We start from the raw sequence: 26,952 nt of genomic DNA, 5'->3' as shown, positions 1-26,952 counted from the left end.
CTACCGATGCGCGCGGCCGAACAGGCCGCTGGGCTTGAAGATCAGGACCAGCGCCATGATCAGGAACATCACCCCGTCGACGAACAGCGGAAAGCCGATGCTGCCGAAGGAGCGCGTAAGGCCGATGATGATCGAGGCGGCGAAAGCCCCCACGATCGATCCCATGCCGCCGATCACCGTCACGATGAAGGACTCGATCAGGATCGAGAAGCCCATGCCAGGGGTCAGGGAGCGCACGGGCGCCGCCAGGGCGCCCGCCGCGCCGGCCAGCGCGCTGCCGATCCCGAACACGGCCGCGTAGTAGAGATTCACCCGAATGCCCAGCGCCGACACCATCGGCCCATTGATGGCTGCGGCCCGCACGATGCTGCCGAATCGGGTGCGGACGATAACCAGCCACAGCAGCAGCCCGATCGCCATCGCCGCCAGGATCATGAAGATGTAGAATGGCGGAATGACACCGCCCATGAAGCGGACCGGCGGCAGCCGGAACTCAGGCGGCATGCCCATCGACAGCGGCACCGGTCCCCAGATGATCTTGATGAGATCGTCCGAGATCAGCACCACGGCATAACAGACCAGGAGCTGCATCAGCACGTTGGAGCCGTAGACCTTGCTCATCAGCACCCGCTCGAAGAGCACGCCCAGCACGCCGACCGCCACGGCCGCGCCCAGGGCGGAGACGAAGTAGCTGCCGGTGATCTGGTAGAAGGTCCAGGCGGCGTACGCCCCGATCATGTAGAGCGAGCCGTGGGCGAAGTTGATGACGTTCAGGACGCCAAAAATCAGCGTCACGCCCGACGCGATCAGGAAAAGCAGCATGCCGATGATCATGCCGCTGGTGAGCTGCGTCACGACACAGGAGGTCGTGCCGACGCAGCGCAACAACGCGTCCAGGTCCACGGGGATGTCCTATCTGAAAGTGAAGACGATCAGGTCGCGTAGCCCTGCTTCTTCTTCCACTGCTTCTCGAGTTCGAGGATCGGCTCCCAGGGCGACATCTTGAAGTCCGAGATGTACGGCTCCTTCGACAGCGAGAGTCCGTAGCCGATGATGTAGTTGATGGTGGTATTGTCCTCGGCGCGCATGGTGATGGAACCGCCATCGCCGAACGGGGTCTTGATCGTGGCGCCCTTGATCGCCTCGGCGAGCTTCTTGCCGTTGGTGTCGCCGTTGGTCTTCTTCAGCGCCTCGATCAGGAACTGCGCGCCGACGGCGTTCTCCCACGACCAGTTGGTGGGCTTGCTCTTCTGCGTCTTCACGTATTCCAGGTACCAGGCCTCGTTCTCGGGTGTCGGCGGAACAGTGCGATTATAGCGGCCGCCCGAATAGACACCCTGCGGGAACTGCTTCACCTGGTCGACCACACCGTAGTCGCCGAGATTGACCATGAAGGACGCCTGCTTCTCAAAGAGCGCGTACAGGTTTGCCTGGTCGATGAAGGCCACGAGGTCGCCGCCCCACAACGCGGAATACATGGCGTCGGCCTTGGCATTCAGCAGCTTGGTGACGACCTCGGTATAGTCCGGCTGGAAGAGCTTGGGCCAGGTCTCCTCGACGACGGTGATGTTGCCGTCGAAGTGCTTGGCGTACTCCATGAACTCGGCCGTGTTGGAGCGCCCATAGGCATAGTCGGGCGAGCAGGTCGCCCACTTCTTGAGGCCCTTCGCCTTCGCCACCTTGGCGGCATAGTCGCCGCCGCCGATCGCATCGTGGATTCCCTGGCGGGCCGTGCGGAAGGCCGTCGGCACGTAGAGTTTGGGATCGGCGGTGAGCGACGAAGTCTCAGAGTTGGTGTGGATGCAGAGCACGCCGACCTCGCGGATGACCTCCTGCACCGCAAAGGCCGCGCTCGACGCCTCGGCATCGATGATGATCTGGCAGCCGTCGTTGTTGATCAGGTCTCGCGTGACCTTGGCGGCTTCCTGCGGCGCGCCCTTGGAATCGCGCACGACCATCTCGATCTTGCGACCGTTGATGCCACCTTCGGCATTGAGCTTGTCGAACGACATCTTGAGCGCGCCGACGCTGCTCTGGCCAAGGATGGCGACGCGACCCGACAGGATCGTCGGCACGCCGATCTTGATGGCGCCGGTCTGCGCCTTGCTGATTGCCGGGGCACCAACCAACCCTGCCGCAGCCAGGGCGCCCGCCCCCTTCAGAACTTGACGACGGCTCGCGCGCCGCGATTCGGTGGACGTCATGCTGTTTACTCCCGGAATAGTTCTTGCGGTCTTCGACCGATTGCCGCGATCCTATGAGTAATTGTTCGGCATGGTCAAACGACAACCCGCTCGCGAGCCGGGAATATGATCCCCCTCTCCGGGCTCTGGATCCCCCTCACCGTCTTCGCGGCTGCCGCGCAGACCGTTCGCAACACGGCGCAACGGCATCTGACCGCCGAGCTGGGCACGCTCGGCGCAACGCTGGTCCGTTTCCTCTACGGCATGCCCGTCCTTGCGATGTGGCTCTGTCTCGTTCTCCTGTTCGGTGGTTCTCCTCAACCCGCCCTCACCTGGATCTTCGGCGGTTGGGTCGTGGTGGCGGCGCTGAGCCAGATGGCGGGCACGGCCCTGCTGTTGCGCGCAATGGCAGAACGCAGCTTCGCGATCGGGCTGGTCTATTCCAAGAGCGAGGTGATCCAGGTCGCGCTCTTCTCGGTGCTGTTCCTGGGCGAGACGCTGTCGGCGGTGGCGGTCGGCGCCATTGTGGTCGCTACGCTGGGCGTCGTGCTGCTGACGCCGCGTCCGCCGTCGCTCGCGGGCGCCCGGCGACGCTGGGCCGATCCGGCCGCCTTCTACGGGCTCGCTTCCGGCTCGGCCTTCGCCATTTCGGTCGTCGGGTACCGTGGCGCCAACCTTGCCCTCGAAGCCGGCTCGCCTTTCCTCGCCGCTGCCGAAACACTCTTCTGGAGTCAGCTGCTGCAGGCCGTCCTGCTCTGTGGGTGGCTGCTGGTGCGCAGCCCGGCGATCCTCCTGGACGCGCTGCGTCAATGGCGCGTGTCGATGTTCGCCGGAATCGCCGGCGCCTCGGCGTCGCTCGCCAACGTAACGGCGCTGGCGCTAGCCCCGGCCTCCCAGGTTCGAACGCTGATCCTCATCGAAGTCGTGTTCAGCTATTTCGTCTCGCGCCGGATCTTCCGGGAGTCCATGAGCCACCGGGAACTCGCCGGAATCATCCTCGTGATGGCAGGCGTCGTCTTGATCCTGTCGACGGCAGGCTGACCCGCCGGATGGTTGGAAAATCCGAAGTCAGGGCCCGTAAACGAAACAAACGAAATAAACGAAACAAACGAAGCCGACGTCGCACCCATTGCGGAGCGCTGATTGCGCAACAATATTGCCAGTCAACGCGGCCAAACGGTCGATTCCAACCACCCGTTAGACCCAGGGCAGTGGCCGGCCCTGTCGGACCAGGACGCCGCAGGGATGTTTCGTCCCGGCCGGCAAGGCCGCCAACCAGACAAGGTAACGCCGCATCGTCGGGGGTTGCCGCTTTCGACATGTCGGCGAACCACGGGCGCGAGGCTTCCGTATCCACGAGGCCCGGCCCTTGGTTGGCGCCGGGGACGAGAGCGACTTTCGCGGTGCGTCTGTCATCGTTGACCTTCTTTCGCTTCGGCGCCGACAATCGACCGATGATTACACAACCGCTCTTCGCATATGTCGGCTGCTACACCGCGCCGGAGCGCAATGGCCGGGGCAATGGCATCAACGTCTATCGCGTCGACCCACGCAATGGTGCGCTCCGGCATGTCCAACATCTCGGCGGGCTCGAGAATCCGTCGTTCCTCGCCCTCAACGTCGCCGGCGACCGTCTCTATTCCGTACACGGCGATCGCAGCGAAGCAACCTCCTACACTGTCGATCGCGAGACCGGTCGCCTTGCCGTCCTGAACCGTCAGCCGACCGGCGGCTACAACCCCATCCATCTCGCCTTCGACGGCAGGCAGCGGTTCCTGGTCGTGAGCAACTACGGCTCCGATTCGCTGGCGGCGCTGCCGATCTCAAAAGACGGGAGCCTCGGTCCCTACTCGACCCTGACTGCCGTTGCCGCGCCGCTCGGGCCGCACCGCACCGAACAGAAGAACGTGCGACCGCATCACAACCCGCTCGATCGCACCGGCCGGACCTTCTACCTGCCCTGCAAGGGTTCGGACTGCGTGATCGGCTACAGGCTCGATCCAAGGCGCGGCGTGCTGGTCGAGACCAGCCGCGTCACGTCCCGCCCGGGCGCCGGCCCGCGCCACATCGACTTCCATCCGCGCAAGCCCTTCGCCTACGTGATCAACGAGCTGGATTCGACGATCACCGCCTATCGTCAGGACACGGCCAGCGGGGCACTGACGCCGCTGCAGACCGTGCCCTCGACGCCATCGGACTTCACGGGTTACAGCACGGGCGCGGAGATCTGGGTCGGTGGAAATGGCCGCAACGTCTATGTCTCGAACCGGGGACACGACAGTATTGGCGTGTTCGGCATCGATACCGTGCGAGGCACGCTAACGCCGCGCCAGTGGGTGCCGACCAAGGGAGGCGTACCGCGCTTCTTCGCCTTCGATCCGGCGGAACGTTTTCTCTATGTCGCCAATCAGGGAGGCGATTCGATCGTCGCCTACAAGGTCGGCCGCACTGGGCTTCTGGCCCCCACCAGGCTGCGAACGAAGGTCGCCAGCCCGGCGTGTATCGTCTTTTCGCGCTGAGGGTCAGCCTTCCTCCTGGAAGGCCTCCTCGCGGGCTTTCTTGATGCTGGGCAGCGCCATCAGGATCAGCAGCAGCGCCGTCGTGATGAGCAGTCCCAGGCTGATGGGTCGTTCGATGAAGACCATCGCGTCGCCGCGCGAGAGCAGCATGGCGCGCCGGAAGTATTCCTCCATCTGCGGACCGAGCACGAGCCCCAGAAGGAACGGTGCCCCTTCGCAGCCCAGCTTGACGAACACGTAGCCCAGCACGCCGAAGATCGCGACCTGCATGACGTGGAACGTGCTGTTCTGCAGGCTGTAGGCGCCGATGCAGCAGAAGAGCAGGATGGCAGGTGCCAGGTAGCGGTAGGGCACGGTCAACAGCTTCACCCACATGCCGATCATCGGCAGGTTGATGATGACCAGCATCGCATTGCCAATCCACATCGAGACGATCATGCCCCAGAACAGGTCCGGCTTCTTGGTCATGACCTCGGGGCCCGGCTGGATGCCCTGGATGATCATGGCCCCCACCATCAGCGCCATGACGGCGTTGGAGGGGATGCCGAGGGTCAGCATCGGGATGAACGAGGTCTGGGCGGCGGCGTTGTTGGCTGCCTCCGGCGAGGCAACGCCTTCGACCGCGCCCTTTCCGAACTCACCCGGGTTTTTCGACAGCTTCTTCTCGAGCGTGTAGGCCGAGAAGGCGCCGAGGGTCGGTCCACCGCCCGGCAGCACGCCCAGCAGCGATCCCAGCAAGGTGCCGCGCAGGATCGCCGGGATGGAGCGCCTGATCTCCTCGCGCGTGGGCCACAGCGAGCCGACCTTGATCGCGCCTCCGCGTTCGAGGTGTCGTTCGAGGTTGACCACGATTTCGGCGATGCCGAACAGGCCCATGGCGATCGGCGCGAAGTCGATGCCGTCGCTCAGCTCCGGGATGTCGAAGGTGAAGCGCTGGGCGCCGGTATTCACGTCGGTGCCGATCAGGCCGAACAGCAGGCCGAGGAACACCATCGAGATCGCCTTGGTGATCGAGCCGCTGGCGAGCACGACCGCGGCGACGAGACCGAGCGCCATCAGCGAGCAGTAGTCGGCCGGGCCGAATTTCTGCGCCATGCGCGTCAGCGGTTCGGCAAAGATGACGATGATGATGGTGCCGATGGTGCCGGCAAAGAACGAGCCGACCGCGGAGATCGACAGCGCCGCGCCGGCACGCCCCCGCCTCGCCATCTGGTAACCGTCGAGACAGGTCACGACCGAGGAAGCCTCACCCGGCAGGTTCACCAGGATCGAGGTTGTCGAGCCGCCGTACTGCGCACCGTAATAGATGCCGGCCAGCATGATCAGCGAGGCGGTCGGCGGCAGATGGAAGGTGATCGGCAGCAGCATGGCGATGGTCGCCACCGGACCGATGCCGGGCAGAACGCCGATCAGGGTGCCGACCATGCAGCCCAACAGCGCATAGGTCAGGTTCTGGAAGGTGAAGGCGACGGTGATGCCGAGGACGAGATTGTCGAGGAGATCCATTTTACCAAATCCCCTGCACGACAGAGATGTTCATCCCCAGCCCAACCTTGAAGACGAGCGTGCAGAGGATGGAGAGAACGACAATGTTGCCGAGCACTTCGGTCAGCTTGAATTCCTCGCCGGCCAGCGATGCGATCATGACCAGGACGATCAGCGCCGGGATCAGGCCGGCGCGCTCGAACAGCAGCGCGAAGCAGACGATACCGAGCGTCACCAGCGTGATCGGCTTCCACTTCGGCCGCTCGACCGGCTCGCTGCCGCTCACCAGCGCCACGATGCAGACCACGGCACCCAGCGCCAGCAGGATCAGGGAGAGCATCCGGGGCACATAGCCTGGCCCCATTCGAACGGGCGTGCCGACGGCAAGATTCTGCCCGAAATAGAGGGCCGCCAGACCGAAGGCGACGAACATCAACCCGGACAGGAAGTCCTTGGTCAGAAACCGATTCACGGTGTTTCGCTCCCCAAACGTTACGCTGTGCTGCGACGGCCTAAATCGCGAAACACAGCGCGGGAACCTACCCTCCGATGCTTACGCCAAGCTGACGCCGGGTCCGCCCCCCCTCCGCTCTCCGGAATGAAGGGCCATTCAGGGAGGGGGGCCGGCCCTTCTCCGCCCGGGTTTGACGCGACGCCCGTGAGATGTGCGCAATGGGCCTGTGAATTGCCGAGCGACAGGGAGAGCTTCGTGAGCGACAAGACCTATGGATTCGAGACACTGGCACTGCATGCCGGTGCGGCGCCCGATCCGACGACGGGCGCGCGCGCCCTGCCCATCTACCAGACGACCGCCTACGTCTTCGAAGACGCGGACCACGCGGCAGCGCTGTTCAATTTGCAGACGGTGGGATTCATCTATTCCCGCCTGACCAACCCCACGAACGCCGCCCTGGAGACCCGGCTGGCAACATTGGAAGGCGGGCGCGGCTGTACCGTTGCCTCGTCGGGTCACGCCGCCCAGGTGCTCGCCCTCTTTCCGCTGATGAGCCCCGGCGCCGAGATCGTCGCAGCCTCCCGCCTCTATGGCGGCTCCCTGCAGCAGATGAAGAACACCTATCCCAAGTTCGGCTGGACGGCGAAGATCGTCGACGCCGACACGCCCGATAATTTCAAGCGCGCGGTCACCGACAACACCAAGGCGTTCTTCATCGAGAGCCTGGCCAACCCCGGCGGCGTCATCAGCGACATCGAGGCGATCGCGCGCATTTCCGAGGATGCCGGCGTGCCCCTGCTGGTCGACAACACGCTGGCCACGCCCTGGCTCTGCAAGCCGATCGACTACGGCGCCACCCTTGTCGTTCATTCCACGACCAAGTTCCTGAGCGGCACCGGCACCTCGATGGGCGGCGCTGTCGTCGATTCCGGCAAGTTCGACTGGTCGCGCGGCGGCAAATTCCCAAGCCTGGCCGGCCCGGAGCCCGCCTATCACGGGCTGAACTTCTACGAGACCTTCGGCGACATGGCCTACACGTTCCACAGCCATGCGGTCGGCCTGCGCGACCTCGGCCCCACCCAGGCGCCGTTCAACGCCTGGCTGACCATGCTCGGCATGGAGACGCTCGGACTGCGCATGGAGCGTCATTGCGCCAACGCGCTGGCCGTGGCGCAGTACCTCGAGAAGCATCCCGCCGTGGCCTGGGTGAACTATGCCGGCCTGCCCTCCAACAAGTACAACGGGCTCGCCAAGAAGTACCTGCCCAAGGGCGCGGGCTCGGTCTTCACCTTCGGCGTCAAGGGCGGCTACGACGTGGGGGTGAAGGTCGTCGACAGCGTCGAGCTCTTCTCCCACCTCGCCAACATCGGCGACGCCAAGAGCCTGATCATCCACCCCGCCTCGACCACGCACCGCCAGCTCTCCGAGGAGCAGCGGGTGGCCGCCGGCGCCGGCCCCGACGTACTGCGCCTGTCGATCGGTATCGAAACGGTTGCAGACATCATCGCGGATCTGGATCAGGCTCTCGCCAAGGCGACAAGCCCGTGACCCGCCACGCCGGGTAGATCCTGGAGCGGCGGCAAGAAAAGCGAGGATGGAAATGCTCAGCAAGGCGGACAACGAATTCCTGACCCGCGCCGGCAAGGGCGCGCCCATGGGCGAGCTTCTGCGCCACTTCTGGATGCCGGCCCTCCTCTCCGAGGAGTTGCCCGAGCGCGACGGGCCACCGAAGAAGATCCGCGTCCTCGGGGAGGACCTGCTGGCCTTCCGCCAGACCGACGGACGGGTCGGCATCGTCGAGCCGCACTGTCCACATCGTGGCGCAAATCTCTATTTCGGCCGCAACGAGGAGTGCGGCCTTCGATGCTCCTATCACGGCTGGAAGTTCGACCTCGACGGCAACTGCGTCGACCTGCCCACCTCGCCGCCCGAGTCCGGCTACAAGGACACCATCAAGCTGCTGGCCTATCCGACGCGCGAATGGGCCGACATGATCTGGGTCTACATGGGACCGCGCGAGTCGATGCCCGAGCTGCCGCAGCTCGAGTTGGGACTCGTTCCGGCCGCACATCGTTACGTTTCCAAGAAATGGCAGGACTGCAACTGGGTCCAGAGTCTGGAAGGCGCGATCGACACCGCGCACTTCTCCTTCCTGCACGCGATCCCTACCCGGGACGAGGCCGCACGCCTCGACATCCTGCGCAAGACGTCGGCGATCGGCCAGGAAGGCGGCCTCGCCGATCGCAGCCGCTGGGTGACGAATGATCCGCGGCCGAAATTCAGGATCCAGGGCCACGACGCGGGACTGGTCATCGCCGCCGGCCGCAAGACCGACACGACCGATATCTACTGGCGCATCGCACAGTATCTCGCGCCGAACCATGCGCTGGTGCCGGTTGCCTTTCCCGGCGAGGTCTATCATGGCCAGACCTGGGTGCCGGTCGACGACACGAGCTGCTGGATCTACACCTACAGCTGGGTGCCGGACCGGCCACTCAGCAATACCGAACGCGCCAAGTACGCATCCGGCCTCAGCCTGCACGCCGAGACGGACGACGACTATGTCCCCAAACGCAACATGCGCAACGACTACCTGATCGATCGCGAACTGCAGAAGACGCTGAGCTACACCGGTGTGAGCGGCGTTTCCGACCAGGACGCCGCGATCCAGGACAGTCAGGGTGCCATCCAGGACAGGACCCGTGAGCATCTCGGGCCCACGGATGTCGGCATCATCGAATTCCGAAAACTTGTGATGGCGGCGGCCCGCGCGCTCCAGCAGGGCGAGCGGCCGCGCGCGCCCGCCGCCTCGGCACGCTACGCCGTCCGGGCGGGCGGATGGATCGCCGCCGCGGAGAAGGATCTGGCGACGGTGATGATGGAGCGCTTCGGTCACCCGCACGGCTATGTCGGCGGCGAATACGGCCTTCCGGAATAGAGGGTTAGACCGGCGCGAAGCGCTGCACTATCGTCCGCGCGATACCGGCTTGGGGAGATTTCACGTGACCATCAAGATTTACGGACCGACGGCCTCGCGCGCGGCGCGCGCCCTCTGGATCGCGCACGAGCTCGACATTCCGTACGAGCACATCGCCGTCGAGATGAAGGACCTCAAGAATCCCGACTATCTCAAGGTCAATCCGAACGGCAAGGTGCCGGCCCTGGTGGACGGCGATTTCAAGCTCTTCGAATCGATGGCGATCAACCTCTATCTCGCCGCCAAGCATGGCAAGAATGGCTTCATGCCGGCGAGCCTCGAGGATCAGGCCCTGTGCAACCAGTGGAGCTTCTGGGGCATGACCGAGCTCGAGAAGCCGCTGCTGACCATTCTGATCGACATGTTCATGACCGCTCCCGACAAGCGCAAGCCGGAGGCCGTCGCCGAGGCGCAGAAGGCGTTGCCGAAGCCGCTGGCCGTGCTCAACAGCGCACTCGAAGGCCGCGACTACCTGCTCGGCTCGACCTTCACCGTCGCCGACCTGAACCTCGCCTCGATCATGAGCTGGGCCAAGCCGATCAAGGTCGATTTCAGCCAGGTCCCCAATGTCAGCGCCTGGCTCGACCGCTGCCTGTCCCGCCCGTCCTTCAAGGCGGCGCGCGGCTCGAAGTAGCCGCTACTCCGCGGGCGCGACCTGCGGCGCCGGCAGCGAGGCATCACGTTCGCTGCCGGGCAACAGCAGCGCCACCAGGGTGATCACGACCGAGGTGGCGGCGAGGCCAAGGAACAGCAGCTCGAGACTCCCGGTGGTCTCGCGCACCCAAGCGATCAACAGGATCGCGATCGGCCCCGCCCCGAAAGCCACGACGAATTTCGCGCCGAAGCCCAGCCCGTGATAGCGGGTGGGCGTGTAGCGGGCGATCAGGATGTTCTCGATCGGGCCCGCTGCGGCGCTCAGCACCGCCGAGCCGATGGCCCCCAACAGCGCCACGTAGCCGTTGCCCATTGCCAGGGCCAGCATTGCAACGACCTGCAGGGCCGAGGCCACGACATAGGTCGCCTTCAGGGGATAGCGGTCGATGATGCGCCGGCCCATCGCATACTGCGCCACGCCCGAAACGACGTAGATCATCGAGGTGGCGAGGCCGACCCACAGCACGATCTGGGTCGCGACGCCCCAGGAAGCGAGCCCATCGCGCAACGCCGAGATCTCGGGCGCGAGCTTCACTTCGAAGACCATCGCCGCCCCGAACATCAGCGCCTGCCAGATGACTCCTTCCAGCGCCATGGTGACGGAGAGCACCGAGAAGACCCGCCAGAAGTCGCGGCGGCCGACCTGAGTCCCCTTGGCCTGCGGCATCGGCCGGTCGCCGACCTTGCCCTGGCGGATCTGGATCCAGAGGACGACACCGACGACCAGGCAGACGATGCCCGGAACGATGAACGCGGCGCGCCAGGAGGCTAGCGTGATCAGCACCCCGGGAACGATGCCATAGAGCGCGAGGCCGGCACTCCCCCAGAGGCCGTTGACGCCCATGGCATGGCCCTGCTCCCTGGCCGTGCGGATCACCCAGCCGATACCGACCGAATGGTAGAAGGCACCGAAGGCGCCAATGCCGCAGAGGGCCAGCGACAGCCCCAGCGTGTCGCCGGTCGGCACGAGACCGCAGGCGATCGACGACAGGCCGAGGCCGAGGAACATCACGACCATCATGGCGGGCGCGCCGAACCGGTCCGACGCCCAGCCGACCGGCAGAGACACCACGCCCAGCAGGATCGTGGCCGGCGCATAGAGACGCAGCAGATCCTCGGCCGGCAGGTTCCAGGACACCGCCAGGGTGAGGACGATCACGGCGTAGAACGCCGTCATCATATGCATCAGCGCGTGGCCGATGGAGGAGAAGAGCAGGACGCGCCGGCCAGGATCGATCATGCTGCCTGTATCGTTTCTTGCCCACTTCGCCGCAAGCGCAGCTTGCGGCAATGCTGCCATTCGCGCTAAAGCCCCCGTGCCGCGGGCCTACCGGCCGGCGGCACCGGTCGGGGCGTAGCGCAGCCTGGTAGCGCATCAGTCTGGGGGACTGGGGGTCGCAGGTTCAAATCCTGTCGCCCCGACCAATTAATTCCCCTGCCATATGTCGTCATGAACACGCGCCGGGCGCTCGCCTTCATTTTCTGCACGGTGGCGCTCGATGTGCTGGCGCTCGGGGTCATGATCCCGGTACTGCCGAAGATCGTGCTGGGGTTCATGGACGGCGACACCGCCGGCGCGGCCGAGATGTTCGGCCTGTTCGCGACGGTCTGGGCGTTGATGCAGTTCTTTTGCTCGCCCCTGCTCGGCGCCCTGTCGGACCGCTTCGGCCGCCGGCCGGTCATCCTGATCTCCTGCCTGGGGCTCGGCCTCGACTATATTTTCATGGCGCTGGCGCCCTCGCTCCTGCTGCTGTTCGTCGGCCGCGTGGTCTCGGGCATCACCTCGGCCACGATCGGAACCGCCTTCGCCTACATCACCGACGTGACCAAGCCCGAGGAACGGGCCAGGGCTTTCGGCCTGGTCGGCATGGCCTTCGGGCTGGGCTTCGTGGTCGGTCCCGCGATCGGCGGCCTGCTGGGCGGTCTCGATCCACGCCTGCCGTTCTGGGTCTCGGCCGCCGCCTGTCTCGCCAATGCGGCCTTCGGGTGGTTCGTGCTCCCCGAATCGTTGCCGCCGGAAAAACGCATGGCCTTTTCGTGGAAACGCGCCAATCCGGTCGGATCGCTGAAGCTACTGGCCTCGCAGCGCCAGTTGCTCGGCCTCGCATCGGTCGATTTCCTCGGAAACTTCGCCCATCAGGTCCTGCCGGCCGTGTTCGTCCTGTACGCCGGGTATCGCTATGGCTGGGGCGAGACGACGGTCGGCCTGACGCTCGCCTTCGTGGGCATTTGCACCGCCATCGTGCAGGGATTTCTGATCGGACCGATCGTGAGGCGCATCGGCGCCCCGCGGGCCGTCATTGCCGGATTGGTTGCCGGCGCATCCGGCATGTCGATCTATGGGCTTGCCGCGACAGGGCCCTGGTTCTGGGCCGGCGTGCCGGTGATGGCCTTTTGGGGCGTCGCCGGTCCGGCCCTGCAGGACATGATGACCCGCCGTGTCGGCGGATCCGAGCAGGGTCAGCTTCAGGGCGCCGCCTCGGCGTCACGCAGCATCGCTGGCCTGATCGCGCCCGGCGTGTTTGCCGTCCTGTTCGCGTGGACAATCGACACCGTACCCGGGACCGCATTCCTTTTGGCCAGTGGGCTGCTGGCCGCAGCAGCCGTCGTCACATGGTTCGTTACGGCGCGGACGCGACCTGCCGCCCCAGCTCGGTGAGCTTGCAGACGAGCCAGTCCGGCTTCAGCGGATTCTTGAACCAAGGCTGAGCCCAGCCCGCATTCAGGCATTTATTGACAACGGAAAGATTGACCTCCTGTCCGTCAAGATCGAACAGCGGCAGCTTGCCGCCCGGCTGGGTCAAGCCGCGCCGCAGGTAAAGCAGCTCGCTTATGGTTGGAAGATCTGCCTCCAACCCATTGTCATTAAATGAATTTAACTCGAATGAGCGCGCGTGATGGCGCGCGAAATCGCGGTTAACAAGCACGGTCACGTCCCCCTTTGACGATTCCGTTGAAGGCCCCTCACCGGGCACGATACGCCCACCCGGCGAAAAACCAAATAAAATCAGAGACTTGATACACTTTCTTACAAAGACCACCCGATCTGGTGGCCTTTGGACGCCGTACCTGCAAGCCCTAGAGCGCCGCCCCCCGGCGGTGCTCCAGGCCTGAAGGCCCTAGTTCTGCGTCTTAAGCGTGGTGCGCAGCTGCGTCAGCGCCTGCTCGAGGTCTTCCAGCACCGACTCGATCTCACGCCTCTTGTGGAGGTCGAGGACCGCCGCGCGAGGAGTCGTGGTGGACGGCTGCGGACCGGTGCGCGGCAGCGGCTGGCGCGTACCACCCGCCATCGCCTCGGCCCGTGCCGACACGATGCGCAGGCTCTCCAGGGCACTCTCGGCCGCAAGGTCGAGGCGCTGGGCCGGCAAACGGCCGCGGCCCTCCTTCAGGAGGCGCTGTACGCCCTTGATCGTGTAACCGTCTTCGTAGAGCAGCGCGCGGATGCGGCGCAGTAGATCGATGTCTTCCGGCCTGTAGTAGCGACGGCCCCCGCCCCGCTTCAGCGGCCGTACCTGGGAGAACTTGCTCTCCCAGAACCGCAGCACGTGCTGCGGTACATCGAGCTCGGTCGCGACCTCGCTGATCGTTCGAAACGCCTGCGCCGACTTCTCGACCCGTCTTTCGACGGTCTGAACCGAAACGGCCATCCCTGATCCCCTCGTGTTCCCAACTACCCCTTGTTCTCGCCGGGCGCCCCGTTGATCAGTGTTTTCAGGACATTCGACGCTCGAAAGACGAGGACCCGCCGCGGCAGGATGGGAACTTCCTGCCCGGTCTTCGGGTTGCGGCCGACACGCTGCCCCTTGTCGCGAACCGTGAAACTCCCGAACGAGGAGATCTTCACCGATTCGCCGCGCGCCAACGCTTCCACAACCTCGGAGAGTATCGTCTCCACGAGATCGCTGGATTCATTGCGAGACAGTCCCACCTCTTGGAACACTGACTCGCTCAGATCGGCGCGCGTAATAGTCCGGCCGTCCACTCCGGTACCTCTTCTTCCCCCACTTAATCCTTACTCTAAGGTGGGAAAGCGGTCAATATCAGTGGGATAGCGGCTGGACTTGAATCGCCGCCTGTTCACGTTCCGTTGGCGTTTATTCTCGCTTTACCAGCGAACGAGGCTCGCGCCCCAGGACAGGCCGCCGCCGATCCCCTCGAGCAGCAGCAGATCGCCCTTCTTGATGCGCCCGTCCTTGACCGCGACGTCGAGCGCCAGCGGGATCGACGCGGCGGACGTGTTGGCATGTTTGTCGACCGTCATCACGACACGCTCCGGCGGCAGGCCGAGCTTGCGGCCAGTGCCATCGATGATGCGCTTGTTGGCCTGATGCGGGACCAGCCAGTCGATGTCCTTGGGCTCGAGCCCTGCCTTCTCCAGCACCTCGCCCACGACCGCGGCCATGTTGACGACGGCATGTTTGAAAACCTCCTTGCCTTCCATGCGAAGGAAGCCGGTGGTCCGGGTCGAAGACGGGCCGCCGTCGACATAGAGGATGTCGTGATGGCGACCATCGGAATGCAACGCGTTGGCGAGGATGCCGCGGTCGGCCGGGGTACCCGCCCCTTGCTCGCCCTTGAGCACGATCGCCCCGGCGCCGTCGCCGAACAGCACACAGGTGCCGCGATCGTCCCAGTCGAGGATGCGCGAGAAGGTCTCCGCGCCGATCACCAGGGCGGTCGAGGCAAGGCCGTTCTTGATGAGGCTGTCGGCGACCGAGACGCCGTAGACGAAGCCCGCGCACACCGCCTGGACGTCGAACGCCGCGCCCTTGGACATGCCGAGGGCGGCCTGCACACGTGTGGCCGTGGCGGGAAAGGTCTGGTCGGGCGTCGCCGTCGCCAGCACGATCAGGTCGAGCTCCGACGCCTTGATCCCGGCATGGTCGAGCGCCCGCTGCGATGCCTTGATCGCCAGATGGGAGGTGAACTCGCCCTCCGCCGCGATGTGGCGCTGGCAGATGCCGGTGCGCTGGCGGATCCACTCGTCGGTGGTCTCGACCGTCTTCGCCAGTTCTTCGTTGGTGACGATACGCTCGGGAAGATACGAACCGCAGCCTTGGACGACAGAACGAATCACGCAGTTCCTCCGGTAGCCTGCAGCGTTGAGGCAGGCGTCTCGTCGGTCGCACTGATCTCGCGCAGCCGGGCCAGCCCCTCGACAAGCTTGTTCCTGTATTCGTAGCGGACGAGGTCAACCGCCACGCCGATCGCATAGGCGAAGCCCAGCGCGTCCGTGCCGCCGTGGCTCTTCACGCAGACGCCGTCGAGGCCGAGGAAAACGCCGCCATTGTAGCGGCGCGGATCGACCCGCTTGCGCAGCTTCTTCCAGGCCCCGGACGCGAAGAGATAGCCGATCTTGGCAAAGGTCGAGGTCCGGAAGGCGTCGCCGACGAACTGGAACGTAAGCTTTGCGGTGCCCTCGATCGCCTTCAGAGCGACGTTGCCGGTGAAGCCGTCGGTGACCACGACGTCGGTCACGCCGGCGCCGATGTCATTGCCTTCGACGAAGCCGTGGAAGTTTACGGGCGAGCCCGGTCGGCGCAGCAGCGCTGCCGCCTGGCGAAGTTCCTCATGGCCCTTGAGTTCCTCCGAGCCGACGTTCAGCAGGCCGACCTTCGGCGAATCGAGGCCGAGCAGCGCCTGAGCGAACACGCTGCCCATCACGGCGAACTGCGCGAGATTGTCGGCGTCGCATTCGAGATTGGCACCGAGATCCAGCATCACCGTCTCGCCGCGCGAGGTCGGCATGAAGGAAGCCAGTGCGGGGCGGTCGGCGCCCTCGAGCATGCGCATGGCGAACATCGAGATGGCGAGCAACGCGCCAGTGTTGCCGGCCGAGACGATCGTGTCGGCGCGGCCCTGGGCGGCGGCTTCGACCGCCATCCACATGCTCGACTTGCGGCGGCGGCGCAGCGCGAACGACGGCTTGTCGTCGCCCCTCACCGCGTCTTCCGACGGCACGATCTCGAGCACCTGCGCGAGACCTTTGCGCTTGTCGACGAGCGCCTTCAGGCGCGCTTCGTCGCCGAACAGGAGAAAGGACGTTCCGGGATAGCGCTCGCGGGCAATGTCCGCGCCGTTCACGATGACGTCGGGGGCGTGATCGCCACCCATGCCGTCGAGGGCGAGTACGATTTTGTTCGCACCCACCGTCACGCTCCGCCTGTCGACTGCCAGCGCATTGCCGGCGGCGTGCTTCTGACTACTTCTCGGCCGACGCGGCGTCGGCCAGGACCGGCATGTCCTCGCGGTAGTAGCCGCAATGCGAGCAAACCATGTGCGGGCGCTTCAGCTCGCCACAGTTCTTGCACTCCATATACGCCATGGTCGGCAGCGCGTGGTGCGAGCGACGCATGTTGCGACGGGACTTCGAAACCTTTTTCTTGGGAACTGCCATGACGATCTCCAGAGCGAGGGCCGCTCCCGCCTATCCAGGCAGGGCATGCCCCCAGAAATGCTGCAGCCGCGCTCTATAGGCGCGGCGGGCGGCCTTCTCTAGCCAAATCGTCTCACCGCCGCAACATATTACCGGCCGCGACGCGGCTTGTCCTTCAGCGCCGCCAGACCGGCGAACGGATGCCGACGCTGTTCGGGCGCAGAGCGCCGCGCGCCGCCTTTCGGCTTCGGCAGGACGTCTTCGAGCTTGATCCCGGGCCGTCGCGGATAGGGATCCGCCGTCAGCGACAGTTGCTCGGCGACGATTTCGCCGACATCCAGCATGTTGCTCTCCAGCGGCTCGGGCGCATCCCCCTGCGCATTGAGGAGTGCCTCTCCGCTCTCGGGGTCGCGGTCTTCTGTCACATTCTCGGCGAAGATCAGACGGAAGGAATCGTCCAGTTCCTGCGTCACGGGATCGAGGCTGAGGATGCACGCCTGAACGATGCGCCCCTTAAGGCGCCCCTCGACGATGATTTGCCCGCCGGGTTTCCGGTCCACGGAGACCCGTGCCGAAAAGTCCGGTAGGCCGAGAAACCCGAACCGCTTGGCCAACGCCGCCCGTTCGCTTTCCGACGTCGCGACTTCCAGCGCGGTGCCGTTGTTCCCGAGCTTCTCGAGATCCACGACCCTTTCAATCTCGGATTTGTAATTCTTATCAATGCCTTGTGTCATATTCTTAATTCACTTTATCAAATCGTTGCGGGCCGTCGCCTCCAGCGTGAGGGCATAGGTCCTAACATGCGCTTCCAGTAGCGCAATCATGTCGGCGTCCTCAGGCGACCTACCGCCATAGGCATTGCGGCGCAACACCTCCGCGAGCGGGGTCGACCCACCGTTCAGAGCCTCACGATAGGCCAGGGCGCGCCCATGGAGGCCCTCGGCCATTATCTTGATACGCCGCCCGACACCCAGGTCCTGGATGCCGATTTCACGCAGGGTCAGGTCGAGATGCCTGAACATGGCGTCGAAAAAGGCCTGCGCAAGAACCTCCCCATCGGGTTCGCGGCGCAGCCGATCGATCATGAGCGCCGCATGGAGCGCCAGCGCATCGAAGCGGCCGTCAAGGGTGTCGGGAATACCGCAGGTCTCGAAGAGCTGGGGCGCGCGCGCCTGCTCGGCCACCCGGCGATAGACCGCCATGGCGAAATCGTCCTCTGGCTTGCGGCGACGGAACACGACCGGCCTCCTCCCCAATTCTCGGCGGCCCAGCGGTTGACCGGGGGCCTCCATCACGACATCTTGCGGTCCCTCTTCCCCCAAAGCCAAGAAGCAGTCCATGCGTCGCACCGCCCCGCTCGCCCTTGCCAGCGTCCTCGCCGTCTCGGCAGTCGTCACCCTCGGCGGCTGCGAGAATACCGTCGACCTGCGTGGCTTCGCCGCGACGCCCGGTTCGGTCGAAAAACTCGAAGTCGGCGCCCAGAGCCGCGAGGACGTGGTCCGCCTGATCGGATCGCCCTCTGCCGTGGCGACGTTCAATCCGAACGTCTGGTACTACATCAGCGAAACCCAGGAGTATTGGGCCTACACCAAGCCCAAGATCAGCTCCCAGCGGGTGATCCAGATCACGTTCAACGAATCCGGCCGCCTCGAAGGCATAAAGAATTACGATCTCAAGGACGCCCAGAACATCCAGATGGTGTCCCGCATCACACCGACCTCGGGCAAGGAACTCACGATCCTCGAACAGGTGCTGGGCAACGTCGGTCGCTTCAGCGGTCCGAAGGGCCAGGCCACCAACCCCGGTGCGCCCACCAGCGGCGGTGGCATCTAACGCCAACGCGTCCCTCGGCATCCGGACCGAGCCTCAAAGAAAAAGCCCCGGTCCTTCGACCGGGGCTTTTCCATTTTGGGTTCGCAGTCCGCTCAGTGCGCCAGGACGGCCAGGAGCAGCAGCGCCACGATGTTCGTGATCTTGATCATCGGGTTCACGGCCGGACCGGCCGTGTCCTTGTACGGGTCGCCGACAGTGTCGCCAGTCACCGCCGCCTTGTGGGCGTCGGATCCCTTGCCGCCGAAATGGCCTTCCTCGATGTACTTCTTGGCGTTGTCCCAGGCACCGCCGCCCGCCGTCATGGAGATGGCGACGAAGATGCCGGTGACGATCACGCCGAGGAGCATGGCGCCAACCGCCGCGAAGGCATCGGAGCGGCCCGCGATCCACGAGATCACGAAGAAGAGGACGACCGGTGACAGCACCGGCAGCAGCGATGGGATCATCATCTCCTTGATCGCCGCCTTGGTGAGCATGTCGACGGCGCGACCGTAATCCGGCCGGTCCGTGCCCGCCATGATGCCGGGCTTCTCCTTGAACTGGCGTCGCACTTCCTCGACCACCGCCTGCGCGGCTCGGCCGACGGCCAGCATCGACATACCGCCGAACAGATACGGCAGCAGGCCACCGACGAGTAGACCGACGACCACGTACGGGTTCTTCAGCGAGAAATCGACCGCCGTCACGCCCAGCTTGCCCGCGGCGATGAAGTAGTCGAGGTCCGAGGTGTAGGCAGCGAACAGCACCAGCGCGCCGAGACCGGCAGAGGCGATGGCGTAGCCCTTGGTGACCGCCTTGGTGGTGTTGCCGACCGCGTCGAGCGCGTCGGTGTTCTTGCGCACTTCCTTCGGCAGGCCAGCCATTTCGGCAATGCCGCCGGCATTGTCGGTGACCGGGCCGTAGGCATCGAGGGCAACGATCATTCCCGCGAGCGCCAGCATGGCGGTCGTGGCGATGGCGATGCCGAACAGGCCCGCGAGGATGTAGCACGTGACGATGCCTGCGCAGATCAGCAGCGCCGGGGCCGCCGTGGCCTCCATCGACATCGCGAGGCCGGCGATGACGTTGGTGCCGTGGCCGGTGACAGAGGCCTGCGCCACGGCCTTCACGGGGCGATAGTCGGTGCCGGTATAGTACTCGGTGACCCAGACGATCAGGCCGGTAATGGCGAGGCCGACCAGCGAGCACCAGAACAGCGACATGCCGGTGAACGAACGGCTTCCCACCGTCAACACCGTGTCCATGCCGACCAACCGGTCGGTGGCGAAGTAGATGGCGGGGATCGACAGAACGGCCGCCGCGATCACGCCCTTGTACATCGCCCACATGATGTTGCCGTCCGAACCGAGACGGACGAAGTAGGTGCCGATGATCGAGGTGATGATGCAGGCGCCGCCAATGACCAGCGGATAGGCCATCAGCTTGCCCACCAGCACCGGATCGGCCGCGAAGAAGATCGAGGCCAGGACCATCGTGGCGACGGTCGTCACCGCATAGGTCTCGAACAGGTCGGCCGCCATGCCGGCGCAGTCGCCGACATTGTCGCCCACGTTGTCGGCGATCGTCGCCGGGTTACGGGGGTCATCCTCCGGGATGCCCGCTTCGACCTTGCCGACCATGTCGCCGCCAACATCCGCGCCCTTGGTGAAGATGCCGCCGCCAAGGCGGGCGAAGATCGAGATCAGCGAGGCGCCGAAGCCGAGCGAGACGAGTGCATCGATCATGTCGCGGCTGCCGCCGGGAATGCCCATGTTGAGGAGCACGGCGTAGTAGCCGCCGACGCCAATCAGGGCGAGGCCCGCGACCAGCATGCCGGTCACCGCCCCCGCCTTGAAGGCAAGATCGAGACCCGAGGCCAGGCTCTTCTGGGCTGCAACGGCTGTGCGAACGTTGGCGCGGACCGACACGTTCATGCCGATGAAGCCGGTCGCGCCTGAGAGGACAGCGCCGATCAGGAAGCCGATGGCGGCGAACTTGCCGAGCAGGGCCGCCAGAACGACGAGGACGACGATGCCCACGATTCCGATGGTGGTGTACTGGCGGCGCAGGTAGGCAGCCGCCCCCTCCTGGATAGCTTGTGCAATTTCCTGCATGCGTGGCGTGCCGGCATCGGCCGCCATGACCCGTGACGCGGTAACGACGCCATACAGCACGGCAATCAAGCCGCAGCCGATGACGCCCCAAAGAACCGTGGACATGTTTCCCTAACCCATTGTTTTTTCGTCTGCTTCAAGCACATCGCGACCTGAAGTACGCGAACTCCCCCCGGGCGCGAGGTATCTGGAAAAATGACAGATGGCCCGTGGGCGCGCAACCGCGGACGCGGAAAAGTCACGTTGCCTCAAGGGCTTGGCTTCAGGCGCGTGACGGATTCCGCAGGCGGTAAACACCAATGACGAGCAAGGCGATCAGGACCAGAACGAGCGCCACGTAGTTCAGGGCAGCCCAGCCCTTGAGTTCGAGCACGACGCTTGCCATCAGGCTGGCCACGGTCGTGACGCCGAACACCATGAAGTCGTTGAACGCCTGGGCCTTGCCGCGCTCGGCCGGCCGGTAGGTCGTGGTCAGCAAAGTCGTCGCGCCGACGAACAGGAAATTCCAGCCCACGCCGTTCAGCGTGAGAGCCCCGCGGAAGTGCCATTCGGTGATGCCCATCAACGCGACGATCACGCCGGCCACGAGCAGCACGATGCCGGCGATCATGACGTTGAAGACCCCGAAGCGCGCGATCAGGTGGCCGGTGAAGAAGGACGGAATGAACATGCCCATGACGTGGACGAAGATCGTCACCGGAGCCTCGGTCGCCTTGAGACCGCACTGCACGATCGCCAGCGGCGAGGCTGCCATCACGAAGGACATCACGCCAAAAGCGATCATCGCCCCGGCGCAGGCGACCATGTAGGTCGGCTGGGTCACGATCTGCGAGAGCGGGCGTTGCGGCCCCGAGGAGTCCTCCACCCTGACCTGGGGAAACTCGATGAAGCCCAGGACGATGAAGACGAGGACATGGATGAAGACGACGGCGACGAAACTCGCCTGGAACAGCGGCTGCCAGAGGTCAGGGGTGAAGCGCGCGAGACTTGGACCGAGGATGCCGGCAAGCACCCCACCCGCCGTCACATAGGAGATCGCTTGCGCACGATGTGGCGCCGGCGCCAGCTCGACGGCGGCGAACCGGTAGAGCTGCATGTTGGCGATGCCGTAGCCCAGGAACAGGCCGCCCAGGCACATCACCGGAAAGCTGCCGAGACCAAGCCCGATGGCGGCCAGCGACGAGCCGATCATTCCCATTACGGAACCGCTGCGGAAACCGAACTTGCGGCCGCGCCGCATCATCAGCAGCGACGCCGGGAACACCGACAGCATGACGCCCAGATGCTGCATGGTGACCGGCAGATTGGCCCACATGCGCATGTCGGGCGACACGATGGTGAGAACCGCCAGCGCCGAGGAAGCGAACATGAGCGTGTTGCTGCTCTGCGTCAGCGCCTGGCAGATACCCAGCAGGGCGATGTTTCGCATCGAGCGGCGCGGCATGCGCCCGTCCGAGGCCGCGGGCATTTCCTGCACCTTCGATGATCCGTCCATTGGGCGGGCACTCTAGTCGGCCGCCCTGCCCGCGCCATGGTGCGCCGCGCAGTGCAGCTATGAGATGGTGGAATTCACTAGAAGTGAACGTATCCCTTGCGCGGGGCTTCGAGGACTTTCCCGCCGGCCGTCACCGTGACGCCGCTGCCGCGGGCAAAGCGCCCGATACGCGTGATCCGGAGGCCTGCCGTGCGAGCCGCCGCCTGCAGCGCCGGCCCGCGGCGCGCGGGCACAGCCATCACGAGTTCGTAATCGTCCCCGCCCCCCAGCACATTCGCCCACAGGCGCGGGTTCGCGGCCAGCGCCGCGCGCGCAGCGGGGGAGAGCGGTACATCGCCGCGCTCCACGCTCACGGACAGTCGGGACGCGTCGGCAATGTGGCCGGCATCGGCCAGCAGCCCGTCGGAAACGTCGGCCATCGCGCTGGCGATGCCTGGCAGCAACGGTCCCAGCGAACTGCGCGGCTGGGGCCGGCGATAGCGATCCTCGAGATGCGCACGCTGCCTCGCCGTCAGCGCCGGCAGGCCACCCCGGGCCGCGAGCAGACCGAGCGCCCCATCGCCGATCGTGCCGCTCACCCAGAGTTCGTCTCCTGCCCGCGCCCCTGCGCGAGTCACGCCCTTGCCGCGGGCCACGCGGCCGAAGGCGGTGATGGTGATCGTGAGAGGCCCGGGCGTGACGACCGTGTCGCCACCACAGAGGACGATGCCGAAGCGACGCTGGTCGGCAGCCAGGCCCTTGGCGAAGTCCGCAACCCAGGCATCCTCCCAGCTCGACGGCAAGGCGAGCGAGAGCTGATAGACAAAGGGCGTCGCGCCGCCGGCCGCCAGATCGGAGAGGCAGACCCGGAGTGCCTTGGCGGCAACGCGCCCGGGCCGGTCGTCGGTCAGGAAATGGACCCCGGCCACGATCGTGTCGGTCTTGACCACAAGATCATGCCGCGCGTCCGCCGGCAGGAAGGCATTGTCGCTCTGGAGACCGCCCGCCCCCTCGAAGTCACGGGCGAGCGGCGCGAAGTAGCGGGCGATCAGTTCGAACTCGCCGACCCGCGCCGCTCGCGCCATAGGCTTCTACTTCCGGTCGGACGGCCGGGCCTGGCGCGCCACGCGGTCGAGAACGGAGTTGATGAAGCTCGGCTCGCCCTTGTCGTAAAAGGCGTGGGCGATTTCGACATACTCGTTGATGACGACGCGCAGTGGCACGTCGGGACGATGCGCGAGTTCGTAGGCGCCGGCGAGCAGAATGGCCCGCACCAGGCGGTCCACGCGCGCCCAGGTCCAGTCCTCCGCCAGCGACGCCGACACGAGCGCCTCCAGTTCGTCGCGCTTGCTCGCGGTGCCCTCGACGACGTCCTTGAACAGCGGCTTGTCGGCATCGCGGCGCATGCCGCCTTCGCCGGCTTCGCCGGTGCGGACCTTCAGGAACTGCTCGACGATCTCGGCCGGCGCGTCCTGCCCTTCCTGCCACTGGTAGAGGGCCTGCACCGCCGACAGCCGTGCGGCCTGGCGACGGCTGGGGCCGGCCGGCTTGGCGTCGCTCACGATTTCTTCCAGCGACGGCCGAGTGCCACCATGGCGAGGCACGCGAGGGCCGCATCGCCGCCCTTGTCGCCGCGGTCGGTATAGGCGCGGGCGCGCGCCTGCTCGACGTTCTCGACCGTGACGATCCCGTAGCCGATGGCGAGCTTCTTCTGGACCGCGAGGTCCATCAGCCCGCGCGCGCTCTCCCCGCAGACATAGTCGTAGTGCGTGGTCTCGCCCCGGATCACGCAGCCCAGCGCCACGTACCCGTCGTAGGGCTTGCCCTTCTTGGCCGCTGCCAGCGCGATCGCGCCCGGGATCTCGAAGGCACCCGGCACGACCACCCGCTCAGCCTTCGCGCCGTTCTTCGCAATCTCTCGTTCGGCGCCCTCGATCAGGGCATCGGCGATGTCGGCGTAATAGCGCGACTCCACGATCAGGATGCGCGCACCCTTGACGCCCGCGACCGCCGGCCGGGCGGTCGGATTTTCCGTCCGTGTCGACATGATCAGACCTTTGCGCGGCCGGGAACCGGCTTCTGGGCGACGATCGTCAGGCCGAAGCCCTCAAGGGCGACGACGCTCTTCTGCGAATTGCTGAGCAGCACCATTTCCTTCACGCCGAGATCGATCAGCATCTGGGCGCCGACGCCATAGTCGCGCAGCTCCTGTCCCGCCGGTTCGATCGGCTCGCCGGCGCGGCGGCGCTGCTCGGCGAGGACGACGGTGAGCGGCTCGCGGATCAGAACGATGACGCCGCGCCCTTCCTTGGCGATCTCGCGCATCGAGGCCTCGATCTCGCCGCCCCGGCCGCCGCTGCGCTGCCCGAGCGTGTCGGTGAACAGATTGACTGCATGCATGCGCACCATGACGGGCCCGCCGGCGGCGGGATCGCCCTTCACCAGGGCGACGTGCTGCGCCATCGTCACCTTGTTCACGTAGACGACGCAGCGGAAGTCGCCGCCCCATGTGCTGTCCAGCGTGGTCTCGCTGATGCGCTTGACGATCGAGTCGTAGCGGCGGCGATAGGCGATCAGATCGGCGATCGTGCCGATCTTCAGCGCATGGCGCTGCGCGAAGGTGATGAGGTCGTTGCGACGGGCCATCGTGCCGTCGTCGTTCATGATCTCGCAGATCACGCCCGCCGGGTTTAGGCCCGCCAGACGCGCGATATCGACCGCGGCCTCGGTGTGACCGGTGCGCTCCAGCGTGCCGCCATCGCGCGCAACCAGCGGGAAGACATGCCCGGGCGTCACGATGTCCTGCGGCCCGCACGACGGGTCGATCGCCACAGAGACGGTACGGGCGCGGTCGGCGGCCGAGATTCCGGTCGTCACGCCCTCGCGCGCCTCGATCGAGACGGTGAAGGCCGTGGAGTGACGGGTGCGGTTGTTCTGCGACATCAACGGGAGGCCGAGCTGCTCGACGCGTTCGCGCGTCAGCGCCAGGCAGATCAGGCCGCGCGCATGCCGTGCCATGAAGTTGATGGCCTCGGCCGTTGCCCATTGGGCCGGGATCACGAGATCGCCCTCGTTCTCACGATCCTCGTCGTCGACGAGGATGAACATCCGGCCCTTGCGGGCCTCCTCGATGATGTCCTCGGCGGCGGCCTTCACTTCGCTGAAGGTGATCCGCCAAGCGTCCTTTTCGAGCGCACTCATGTTTTCTGATGCTCCAACAGTCGCGCAACGTAGCGCGCGAGCATATCCACCTCAAGGTTGACCCTCTGGCCGACCCGGGCCCGCCCCAGCGTGGTGACCGCCTGCGTGTGTGAAATCACGTTCACCCCGAAGCGATTGCCGTCCACTTCATTGACCGTGAGCGAGATGCCGTCGATCGCGATGGAGCCCTTCGCCGCAACGAAGCGCGCCACCTCTGCCGGCGCCTCGAAGACGAAGCGCACGCTGCCGCCTTCCGGCGTCATCGAGAGGATACTGCCCACGCCGTCGACATGCCCGTAGACGAGATGGCCGCCCAGCTCATCCCCGAGCTTCAGCGACAATTCGAGGTTGAGACGGCTGCCGACCGTCCAGTCCCCCAGATGCGTCTTGTCGAGACTCTCGGCCGAGACCTCGACGGCGAACTGGCCAGCCTTCTTCTCGATTACGGTCAGGCAGCAGCCCGAGCAGGCGATCGAGGCGCCGATGGCGATCGGCGTCATGTCGTGCTTCGTGGCGATGACGAACCGTCGGTCGCCTTCTTTGCCGCCGGGGTCGACCGAGACGATCTCGCCGATATCGGACACTATGCCTGTGAACATGGCCGCTACTTAATCCTCCCGCCGCCAGGTTTCCAGCGTGTCGCCCTGCAGTTGCCGCGCCGAGACCAGCCGGAACCGGGGCGCGGAACCGAGCCGTGCAAAATCCAGTCCGCCGACCGCAGAGCGGCCGTCGCCGCCGAGAACGAGCCCTGCCCGATAGCTTGAAATGCCATCTATCAGGCTTGCCTTGAGCAAGGACGCTGCGACTTGCCCGCCGCCTTCGACCAGCACCCGGGTGAGCCCGCGCGTGCCGAGCGCTTGAGCTGCAGCCGCGACATCAATGCGGCCGTCACCGGCGCCGTCGACTTCGATGACCTCGACTCCCAATGTGCTCAACGCGTCCCGCCGGTCCGCCGGCGCAGACTTCGTACAGACCAGCCATACCGGTGTCACCTGCGCAGAGGCCGCGAGCTTCGACCCGGGCGACAGGCGCGCCTGCGAATCCAGGACGATGCGGACGGGCGAGCGGACGCCCAGCCCCGGCAGGCGACAGGTGAGTTCCGGATCGTCGGCCGCAGCCGTCGCCGCCCCGACCAGGATCGCGTCGTGGATCGCCCGCAGCCGATGGCCGTCGCGGCGCGAAGCCTCCCCGGTGATCCATTTGCTCTCGCCGGACGCCGTGGCAATGCGCCCGTCGAGCGAGCCCGCCATCTTGAGATGGAAGAGCGGCCGGCCTGCACGAACCCGCAACAGAAAGCCGGCATTGATCTCCGCCGCCTCTGCCGCCCCCTCGCCGATCTCGACCGAAAGGCCGGCTGCCTTCAGCCGCGCATGCCCCTGACCCTTCACCCGTGGATCGGGATCTTCCAGCGCCGACACGATCCGGGAGACCCCGGCCGCTACAAGTGCGTCCGCGCAGGGCGGCGTGCGGCCATGGTGCGAACAGGGTTCGAGGGTGACGTAGGCCGTGGCGCCCTTCAGCGACTGGCCGGCCTCAGCCGCCTGCGCAATCGCGTCGGCCTCGGCGTGCGGGCGGCCGCCGTCTCTCGTGCGGCCACGCGCGAGTACCTGGCCGTCGCGCACCATCACGCAGCCGACGGCGGGGTTGGGCCAGGTGCGTCCCAGAGACCGGCGCGCCAGCGCGAGCGCCGCGCGCATCATTGC

Annotated in this window: 28 protein-coding genes and 1 tRNA gene; 8 read left to right on the top strand and 21 right to left on the bottom strand. The window is 65.7% G+C overall.

Annotated features, from left to right (window positions below; all coding sequences use genetic code 11):
- On the bottom strand, window positions 1-903 hold the full coding sequence (locus tag ACO07I_RS01350) for a branched-chain amino acid ABC transporter permease (protein WP_422013569.1): 903 nt from the start codon (window positions 901-903) through the stop codon (window positions 1-3).
- Between the two features lie 29 nt (window positions 904-932).
- Complete coding sequence (locus tag ACO07I_RS01345) at window positions 933-2,204, bottom strand: ABC transporter substrate-binding protein (RefSeq protein WP_422013567.1); 1,272 nt, start codon at window positions 2,202-2,204, stop codon at window positions 933-935.
- Window positions 2,205-2,309: 105 nt separating this feature from the next.
- Here ACO07I_RS01345 and ACO07I_RS01340 point away from each other — a divergent pair, with 105 nt between their 5' ends.
- Together ACO07I_RS01340 and ACO07I_RS01335 are read left to right on the top strand one after the other, a co-directional pair.
- Window positions 2,310-3,224 carry an EamA family transporter gene (locus ACO07I_RS01340; protein ID WP_422013565.1) on the top strand — a complete coding sequence of 305 codons (915 nt, stop codon included), beginning with the start codon at window positions 2,310-2,312 and terminating at the stop codon, window positions 3,222-3,224.
- Between the two features lie 413 nt (window positions 3,225-3,637).
- Complete coding sequence (locus ACO07I_RS01335; RefSeq protein ID WP_422013563.1) at window positions 3,638-4,702, top strand: lactonase family protein; 1,065 nt, start codon at window positions 3,638-3,640, stop codon at window positions 4,700-4,702.
- 3 nt (window positions 4,703-4,705) lie between these two features.
- Here the strand turns inward: ACO07I_RS01335 and ACO07I_RS01330 are convergent, their stop codons facing one another.
- Window positions 4,706-6,208, bottom strand: coding sequence for a tripartite tricarboxylate transporter permease (locus ACO07I_RS01330; protein ID WP_422013561.1), 1,503 nt, complete (start codon window positions 6,206-6,208; stop codon window positions 4,706-4,708).
- Between the two features lies 1 nt (window position 6,209).
- On the bottom strand, window positions 6,210-6,659 hold the full coding sequence (locus ACO07I_RS01325) for a tripartite tricarboxylate transporter TctB family protein (RefSeq protein WP_422013559.1): 450 nt from the start codon (window positions 6,657-6,659) through the stop codon (window positions 6,210-6,212).
- Window positions 6,660-6,896: 237 nt separating this feature from the next.
- Here ACO07I_RS01325 and ACO07I_RS01320 point away from each other — a divergent pair, with 237 nt between their 5' ends.
- The 3 genes from ACO07I_RS01320 (at window position 6,897) to ACO07I_RS01310 (ending at window position 10,252) form a co-directional block, all read left to right on the top strand.
- On the top strand, window positions 6,897-8,189 hold the full coding sequence (locus ACO07I_RS01320; RefSeq protein WP_422013557.1) for an O-acetylhomoserine aminocarboxypropyltransferase: 1,293 nt from the start codon (window positions 6,897-6,899) through the stop codon (window positions 8,187-8,189).
- 46 nt (window positions 8,190-8,235) lie between these two features.
- Window positions 8,236-9,579 (top strand): Rieske 2Fe-2S domain-containing protein, encoded by a 1,344-nt coding sequence (locus tag ACO07I_RS01315; protein ID WP_422013555.1) that lies wholly within the window; start codon window positions 8,236-8,238, stop codon window positions 9,577-9,579.
- A 64-nt stretch (window positions 9,580-9,643) separates the two neighbouring features.
- Window positions 9,644-10,252 (top strand): glutathione S-transferase family protein, encoded by a 609-nt coding sequence (locus ACO07I_RS01310; protein ID WP_422013553.1) that lies wholly within the window; start codon window positions 9,644-9,646, stop codon window positions 10,250-10,252.
- Window positions 10,253-10,255: 3 nt separating this feature from the next.
- Here the strand turns inward: ACO07I_RS01310 and ACO07I_RS01305 are convergent, their stop codons facing one another.
- On the bottom strand, window positions 10,256-11,512 hold the full coding sequence (locus ACO07I_RS01305; protein ID WP_422013551.1) for an MFS transporter: 1,257 nt from the start codon (window positions 11,510-11,512) through the stop codon (window positions 10,256-10,258).
- A gap of 108 nt (window positions 11,513-11,620) precedes the next feature.
- Between ACO07I_RS01305 and ACO07I_RS01300 the strand changes: the two genes are divergently transcribed.
- Window positions 11,621-11,697 (top strand) — tRNA-Pro (locus tag ACO07I_RS01300).
- Between the two features lie 25 nt (window positions 11,698-11,722).
- Complete coding sequence (locus ACO07I_RS01295) at window positions 11,723-12,931, top strand: TCR/Tet family MFS transporter (protein WP_422013549.1); 1,209 nt, start codon at window positions 11,723-11,725, stop codon at window positions 12,929-12,931.
- Here the strand turns inward: ACO07I_RS01295 and ACO07I_RS01290 are convergent.
- The 8 genes from ACO07I_RS01290 to ACO07I_RS01255 all read right to left on the bottom strand — a co-directional run bounded on the left by ACO07I_RS01290 (window position 12,894) and on the right by ACO07I_RS01255 (window position 17,886).
- Window positions 12,894-13,205, bottom strand: coding sequence for a hypothetical protein (locus tag ACO07I_RS01290; RefSeq protein WP_422013547.1), 312 nt, complete (start codon window positions 13,203-13,205; stop codon window positions 12,894-12,896). The two genes, ACO07I_RS01295 and ACO07I_RS01290, sit on opposite strands and share 38 nt — an antisense overlap.
- Before the next feature lie 186 nt (window positions 13,206-13,391).
- Window positions 13,392-13,919: a MerR family transcriptional regulator gene (locus tag ACO07I_RS01285; RefSeq protein ID WP_422013545.1), complete on the bottom strand. Its 528-nt coding sequence runs from the start codon at window positions 13,917-13,919 to the stop codon at window positions 13,392-13,394.
- Between the two features lie 23 nt (window positions 13,920-13,942).
- Window positions 13,943-14,254: an integration host factor subunit alpha gene (locus tag ACO07I_RS01280; protein WP_295136311.1), complete on the bottom strand. Its 312-nt coding sequence runs from the start codon at window positions 14,252-14,254 to the stop codon at window positions 13,943-13,945.
- A 123-nt stretch (window positions 14,255-14,377) separates the two neighbouring features.
- On the bottom strand, window positions 14,378-15,349 hold the full coding sequence (locus ACO07I_RS01275; RefSeq protein ID WP_422013543.1) for a beta-ketoacyl-ACP synthase III: 972 nt from the start codon (window positions 15,347-15,349) through the stop codon (window positions 14,378-14,380).
- Complete coding sequence (plsX, locus tag ACO07I_RS01270) at window positions 15,346-16,422, bottom strand: phosphate acyltransferase PlsX (protein WP_422013541.1); 1,077 nt, start codon at window positions 16,420-16,422, stop codon at window positions 15,346-15,348. Before plsX ends, ACO07I_RS01275 begins: the two co-directional genes overlap by 4 nt.
- A gap of 52 nt (window positions 16,423-16,474) precedes the next feature.
- Window positions 16,475-16,669: a 50S ribosomal protein L32 gene (gene rpmF / locus ACO07I_RS01265; RefSeq protein ID WP_422013539.1), complete on the bottom strand. Its 195-nt coding sequence runs from the start codon at window positions 16,667-16,669 to the stop codon at window positions 16,475-16,477.
- 128 nt (window positions 16,670-16,797) lie between these two features.
- Window positions 16,798-17,334: a YceD family protein gene (locus ACO07I_RS01260; RefSeq protein ID WP_422013537.1), complete on the bottom strand. Its 537-nt coding sequence runs from the start codon at window positions 17,332-17,334 to the stop codon at window positions 16,798-16,800.
- 57 nt (window positions 17,335-17,391) lie between these two features.
- The gene (locus ACO07I_RS01255) at window positions 17,392-17,886 is read right to left on the bottom strand and encodes a ubiquinol-cytochrome C chaperone family protein (protein ID WP_422013535.1); all 495 of its coding nucleotides are present in this window, start codon (window positions 17,884-17,886) and stop codon (window positions 17,392-17,394) included.
- 100 nt (window positions 17,887-17,986) lie between these two features.
- Here ACO07I_RS01255 and ACO07I_RS01250 point away from each other — a divergent pair, with 100 nt between their 5' ends.
- Window positions 17,987-18,481 carry an outer membrane protein assembly factor BamE gene (locus ACO07I_RS01250; RefSeq protein WP_422013533.1) on the top strand — a complete coding sequence of 165 codons (495 nt, stop codon included), beginning with the start codon at window positions 17,987-17,989 and terminating at the stop codon, window positions 18,479-18,481.
- A 92-nt stretch (window positions 18,482-18,573) separates the two neighbouring features.
- On the opposite strand, the gene ACO07I_RS01245 is transcribed toward ACO07I_RS01250, so the two are convergent.
- The 8 genes from ACO07I_RS01245 to ribD all read right to left on the bottom strand — a co-directional run bounded on the left by ACO07I_RS01245 (window position 18,574) and on the right by ribD (window position 26,949).
- Complete coding sequence (locus ACO07I_RS01245; RefSeq protein WP_422013531.1) at window positions 18,574-20,679, bottom strand: sodium-translocating pyrophosphatase; 2,106 nt, start codon at window positions 20,677-20,679, stop codon at window positions 18,574-18,576.
- A 157-nt stretch (window positions 20,680-20,836) separates the two neighbouring features.
- Window positions 20,837-22,069: an MFS transporter gene (locus tag ACO07I_RS01240; RefSeq protein ID WP_422013529.1), complete on the bottom strand. Its 1,233-nt coding sequence runs from the start codon at window positions 22,067-22,069 to the stop codon at window positions 20,837-20,839.
- A gap of 77 nt (window positions 22,070-22,146) precedes the next feature.
- Entirely contained in the window at window positions 22,147-23,133 is a 987-nt protein-coding gene (gene thiL / locus ACO07I_RS01235; protein ID WP_422013527.1) for a thiamine-phosphate kinase, read from the bottom strand.
- A 6-nt stretch (window positions 23,134-23,139) separates the two neighbouring features.
- Window positions 23,140-23,610: a transcription antitermination factor NusB gene (nusB, locus tag ACO07I_RS01230; protein ID WP_422013525.1), complete on the bottom strand. Its 471-nt coding sequence runs from the start codon at window positions 23,608-23,610 to the stop codon at window positions 23,140-23,142.
- A complete protein-coding gene (locus tag ACO07I_RS01225) occupies window positions 23,607-24,098 on the bottom strand; it encodes a 6,7-dimethyl-8-ribityllumazine synthase (protein WP_422018394.1) in 492 nt (163 codons plus the stop codon). Before ACO07I_RS01225 ends, nusB begins: the two co-directional genes overlap by 4 nt.
- Window positions 24,098-25,249, bottom strand: a complete 1,152-nt coding sequence (gene ribB, locus ACO07I_RS01220; RefSeq protein ID WP_422013523.1) for a 3,4-dihydroxy-2-butanone-4-phosphate synthase — start codon at window positions 25,247-25,249, stop codon at window positions 24,098-24,100. The genes ACO07I_RS01225 and ribB overlap by 1 nt, the downstream gene beginning before the upstream one ends.
- The gene (locus ACO07I_RS01215; protein WP_422013521.1) at window positions 25,246-25,848 is read right to left on the bottom strand and encodes a riboflavin synthase; all 603 of its coding nucleotides are present in this window, start codon (window positions 25,846-25,848) and stop codon (window positions 25,246-25,248) included. The genes ribB and ACO07I_RS01215 overlap by 4 nt, the downstream gene beginning before the upstream one ends.
- Before the next feature lie 9 nt (window positions 25,849-25,857).
- Window positions 25,858-26,949 carry a bifunctional diaminohydroxyphosphoribosylaminopyrimidine deaminase/5-amino-6-(5-phosphoribosylamino)uracil reductase RibD gene (ribD, locus tag ACO07I_RS01210; RefSeq protein ID WP_422013519.1) on the bottom strand — a complete coding sequence of 364 codons (1,092 nt, stop codon included), beginning with the start codon at window positions 26,947-26,949 and terminating at the stop codon, window positions 25,858-25,860.
- Window positions 26,950-26,952 lie beyond the last annotated feature (3 nt).

The organism is Reyranella sp., assembly GCF_965227665.1.
In the GTDB taxonomy this organism is placed as follows: domain Bacteria; phylum Pseudomonadota; class Alphaproteobacteria; order Reyranellales; family Reyranellaceae; genus Reyranella.
Note: the sequence above shows the minus strand (reverse complement) of the source record. Positions and strands in the feature narration are given on the sequence as shown.

What these genes read in the sequence shown, in the direction of transcription:
- ACO07I_RS01345 (WP_422013567.1), bottom strand. Translation starts at nt 2,204, where the DNA reads ATGACGTCCACCGAATCGCGGCGCGCGAGCCGTCGTCAAGTTCTGAAG.
- ACO07I_RS01340 (WP_422013565.1), top strand. Translation starts at nt 2,310, where the DNA reads ATGATCCCCCTCTCCGGGCTCTGGATCCCCCTCACCGTCTTCGCGGCT.
- ACO07I_RS01335 (WP_422013563.1), top strand. Translation starts at nt 3,638, where the DNA reads ATGATTACACAACCGCTCTTCGCATATGTCGGCTGCTACACCGCGCCG.
- ACO07I_RS01330 (WP_422013561.1), bottom strand. Translation starts at nt 6,208, where the DNA reads ATGGATCTCCTCGACAATCTCGTCCTCGGCATCACCGTCGCCTTCACC.
- ACO07I_RS01315 (WP_422013555.1), top strand. Translation starts at nt 8,236, where the DNA reads ATGGAAATGCTCAGCAAGGCGGACAACGAATTCCTGACCCGCGCCGGC.
- ACO07I_RS01305 (WP_422013551.1), bottom strand. Translation starts at nt 11,512, where the DNA reads ATGATCGATCCTGGCCGGCGCGTCCTGCTCTTCTCCTCCATCGGCCAC.
- ACO07I_RS01295 (WP_422013549.1), top strand. Translation starts at nt 11,723, where the DNA reads ATGAACACGCGCCGGGCGCTCGCCTTCATTTTCTGCACGGTGGCGCTC.
- ACO07I_RS01285 (WP_422013545.1), bottom strand. Translation starts at nt 13,919, where the DNA reads ATGGCCGTTTCGGTTCAGACCGTCGAAAGACGGGTCGAGAAGTCGGCG.
- rpmF (WP_422013539.1), bottom strand. Translation starts at nt 16,669, where the DNA reads ATGGCAGTTCCCAAGAAAAAGGTTTCGAAGTCCCGTCGCAACATGCGT.
- ACO07I_RS01250 (WP_422013533.1), top strand. Translation starts at nt 17,987, where the DNA reads ATGCGTCGCACCGCCCCGCTCGCCCTTGCCAGCGTCCTCGCCGTCTCG.
- ACO07I_RS01245 (WP_422013531.1), bottom strand. Translation starts at nt 20,679, where the DNA reads ATGTCCACGGTTCTTTGGGGCGTCATCGGCTGCGGCTTGATTGCCGTG.
- ACO07I_RS01240 (WP_422013529.1), bottom strand. Translation starts at nt 22,069, where the DNA reads ATGGACGGATCATCGAAGGTGCAGGAAATGCCCGCGGCCTCGGACGGG.
- thiL (WP_422013527.1), bottom strand. Translation starts at nt 23,133, where the DNA reads ATGGCGCGAGCGGCGCGGGTCGGCGAGTTCGAACTGATCGCCCGCTAC.
- ribB (WP_422013523.1), bottom strand. Translation starts at nt 25,249, where the DNA reads ATGAGTGCGCTCGAAAAGGACGCTTGGCGGATCACCTTCAGCGAAGTG.
- ACO07I_RS01215 (WP_422013521.1), bottom strand. Translation starts at nt 25,848, where the DNA reads ATGTTCACAGGCATAGTGTCCGATATCGGCGAGATCGTCTCGGTCGAC.
- ribD (WP_422013519.1), bottom strand. Translation starts at nt 26,949, where the DNA reads ATGATGCGCGCGGCGCTCGCGCTGGCGCGCCGGTCTCTGGGACGCACC.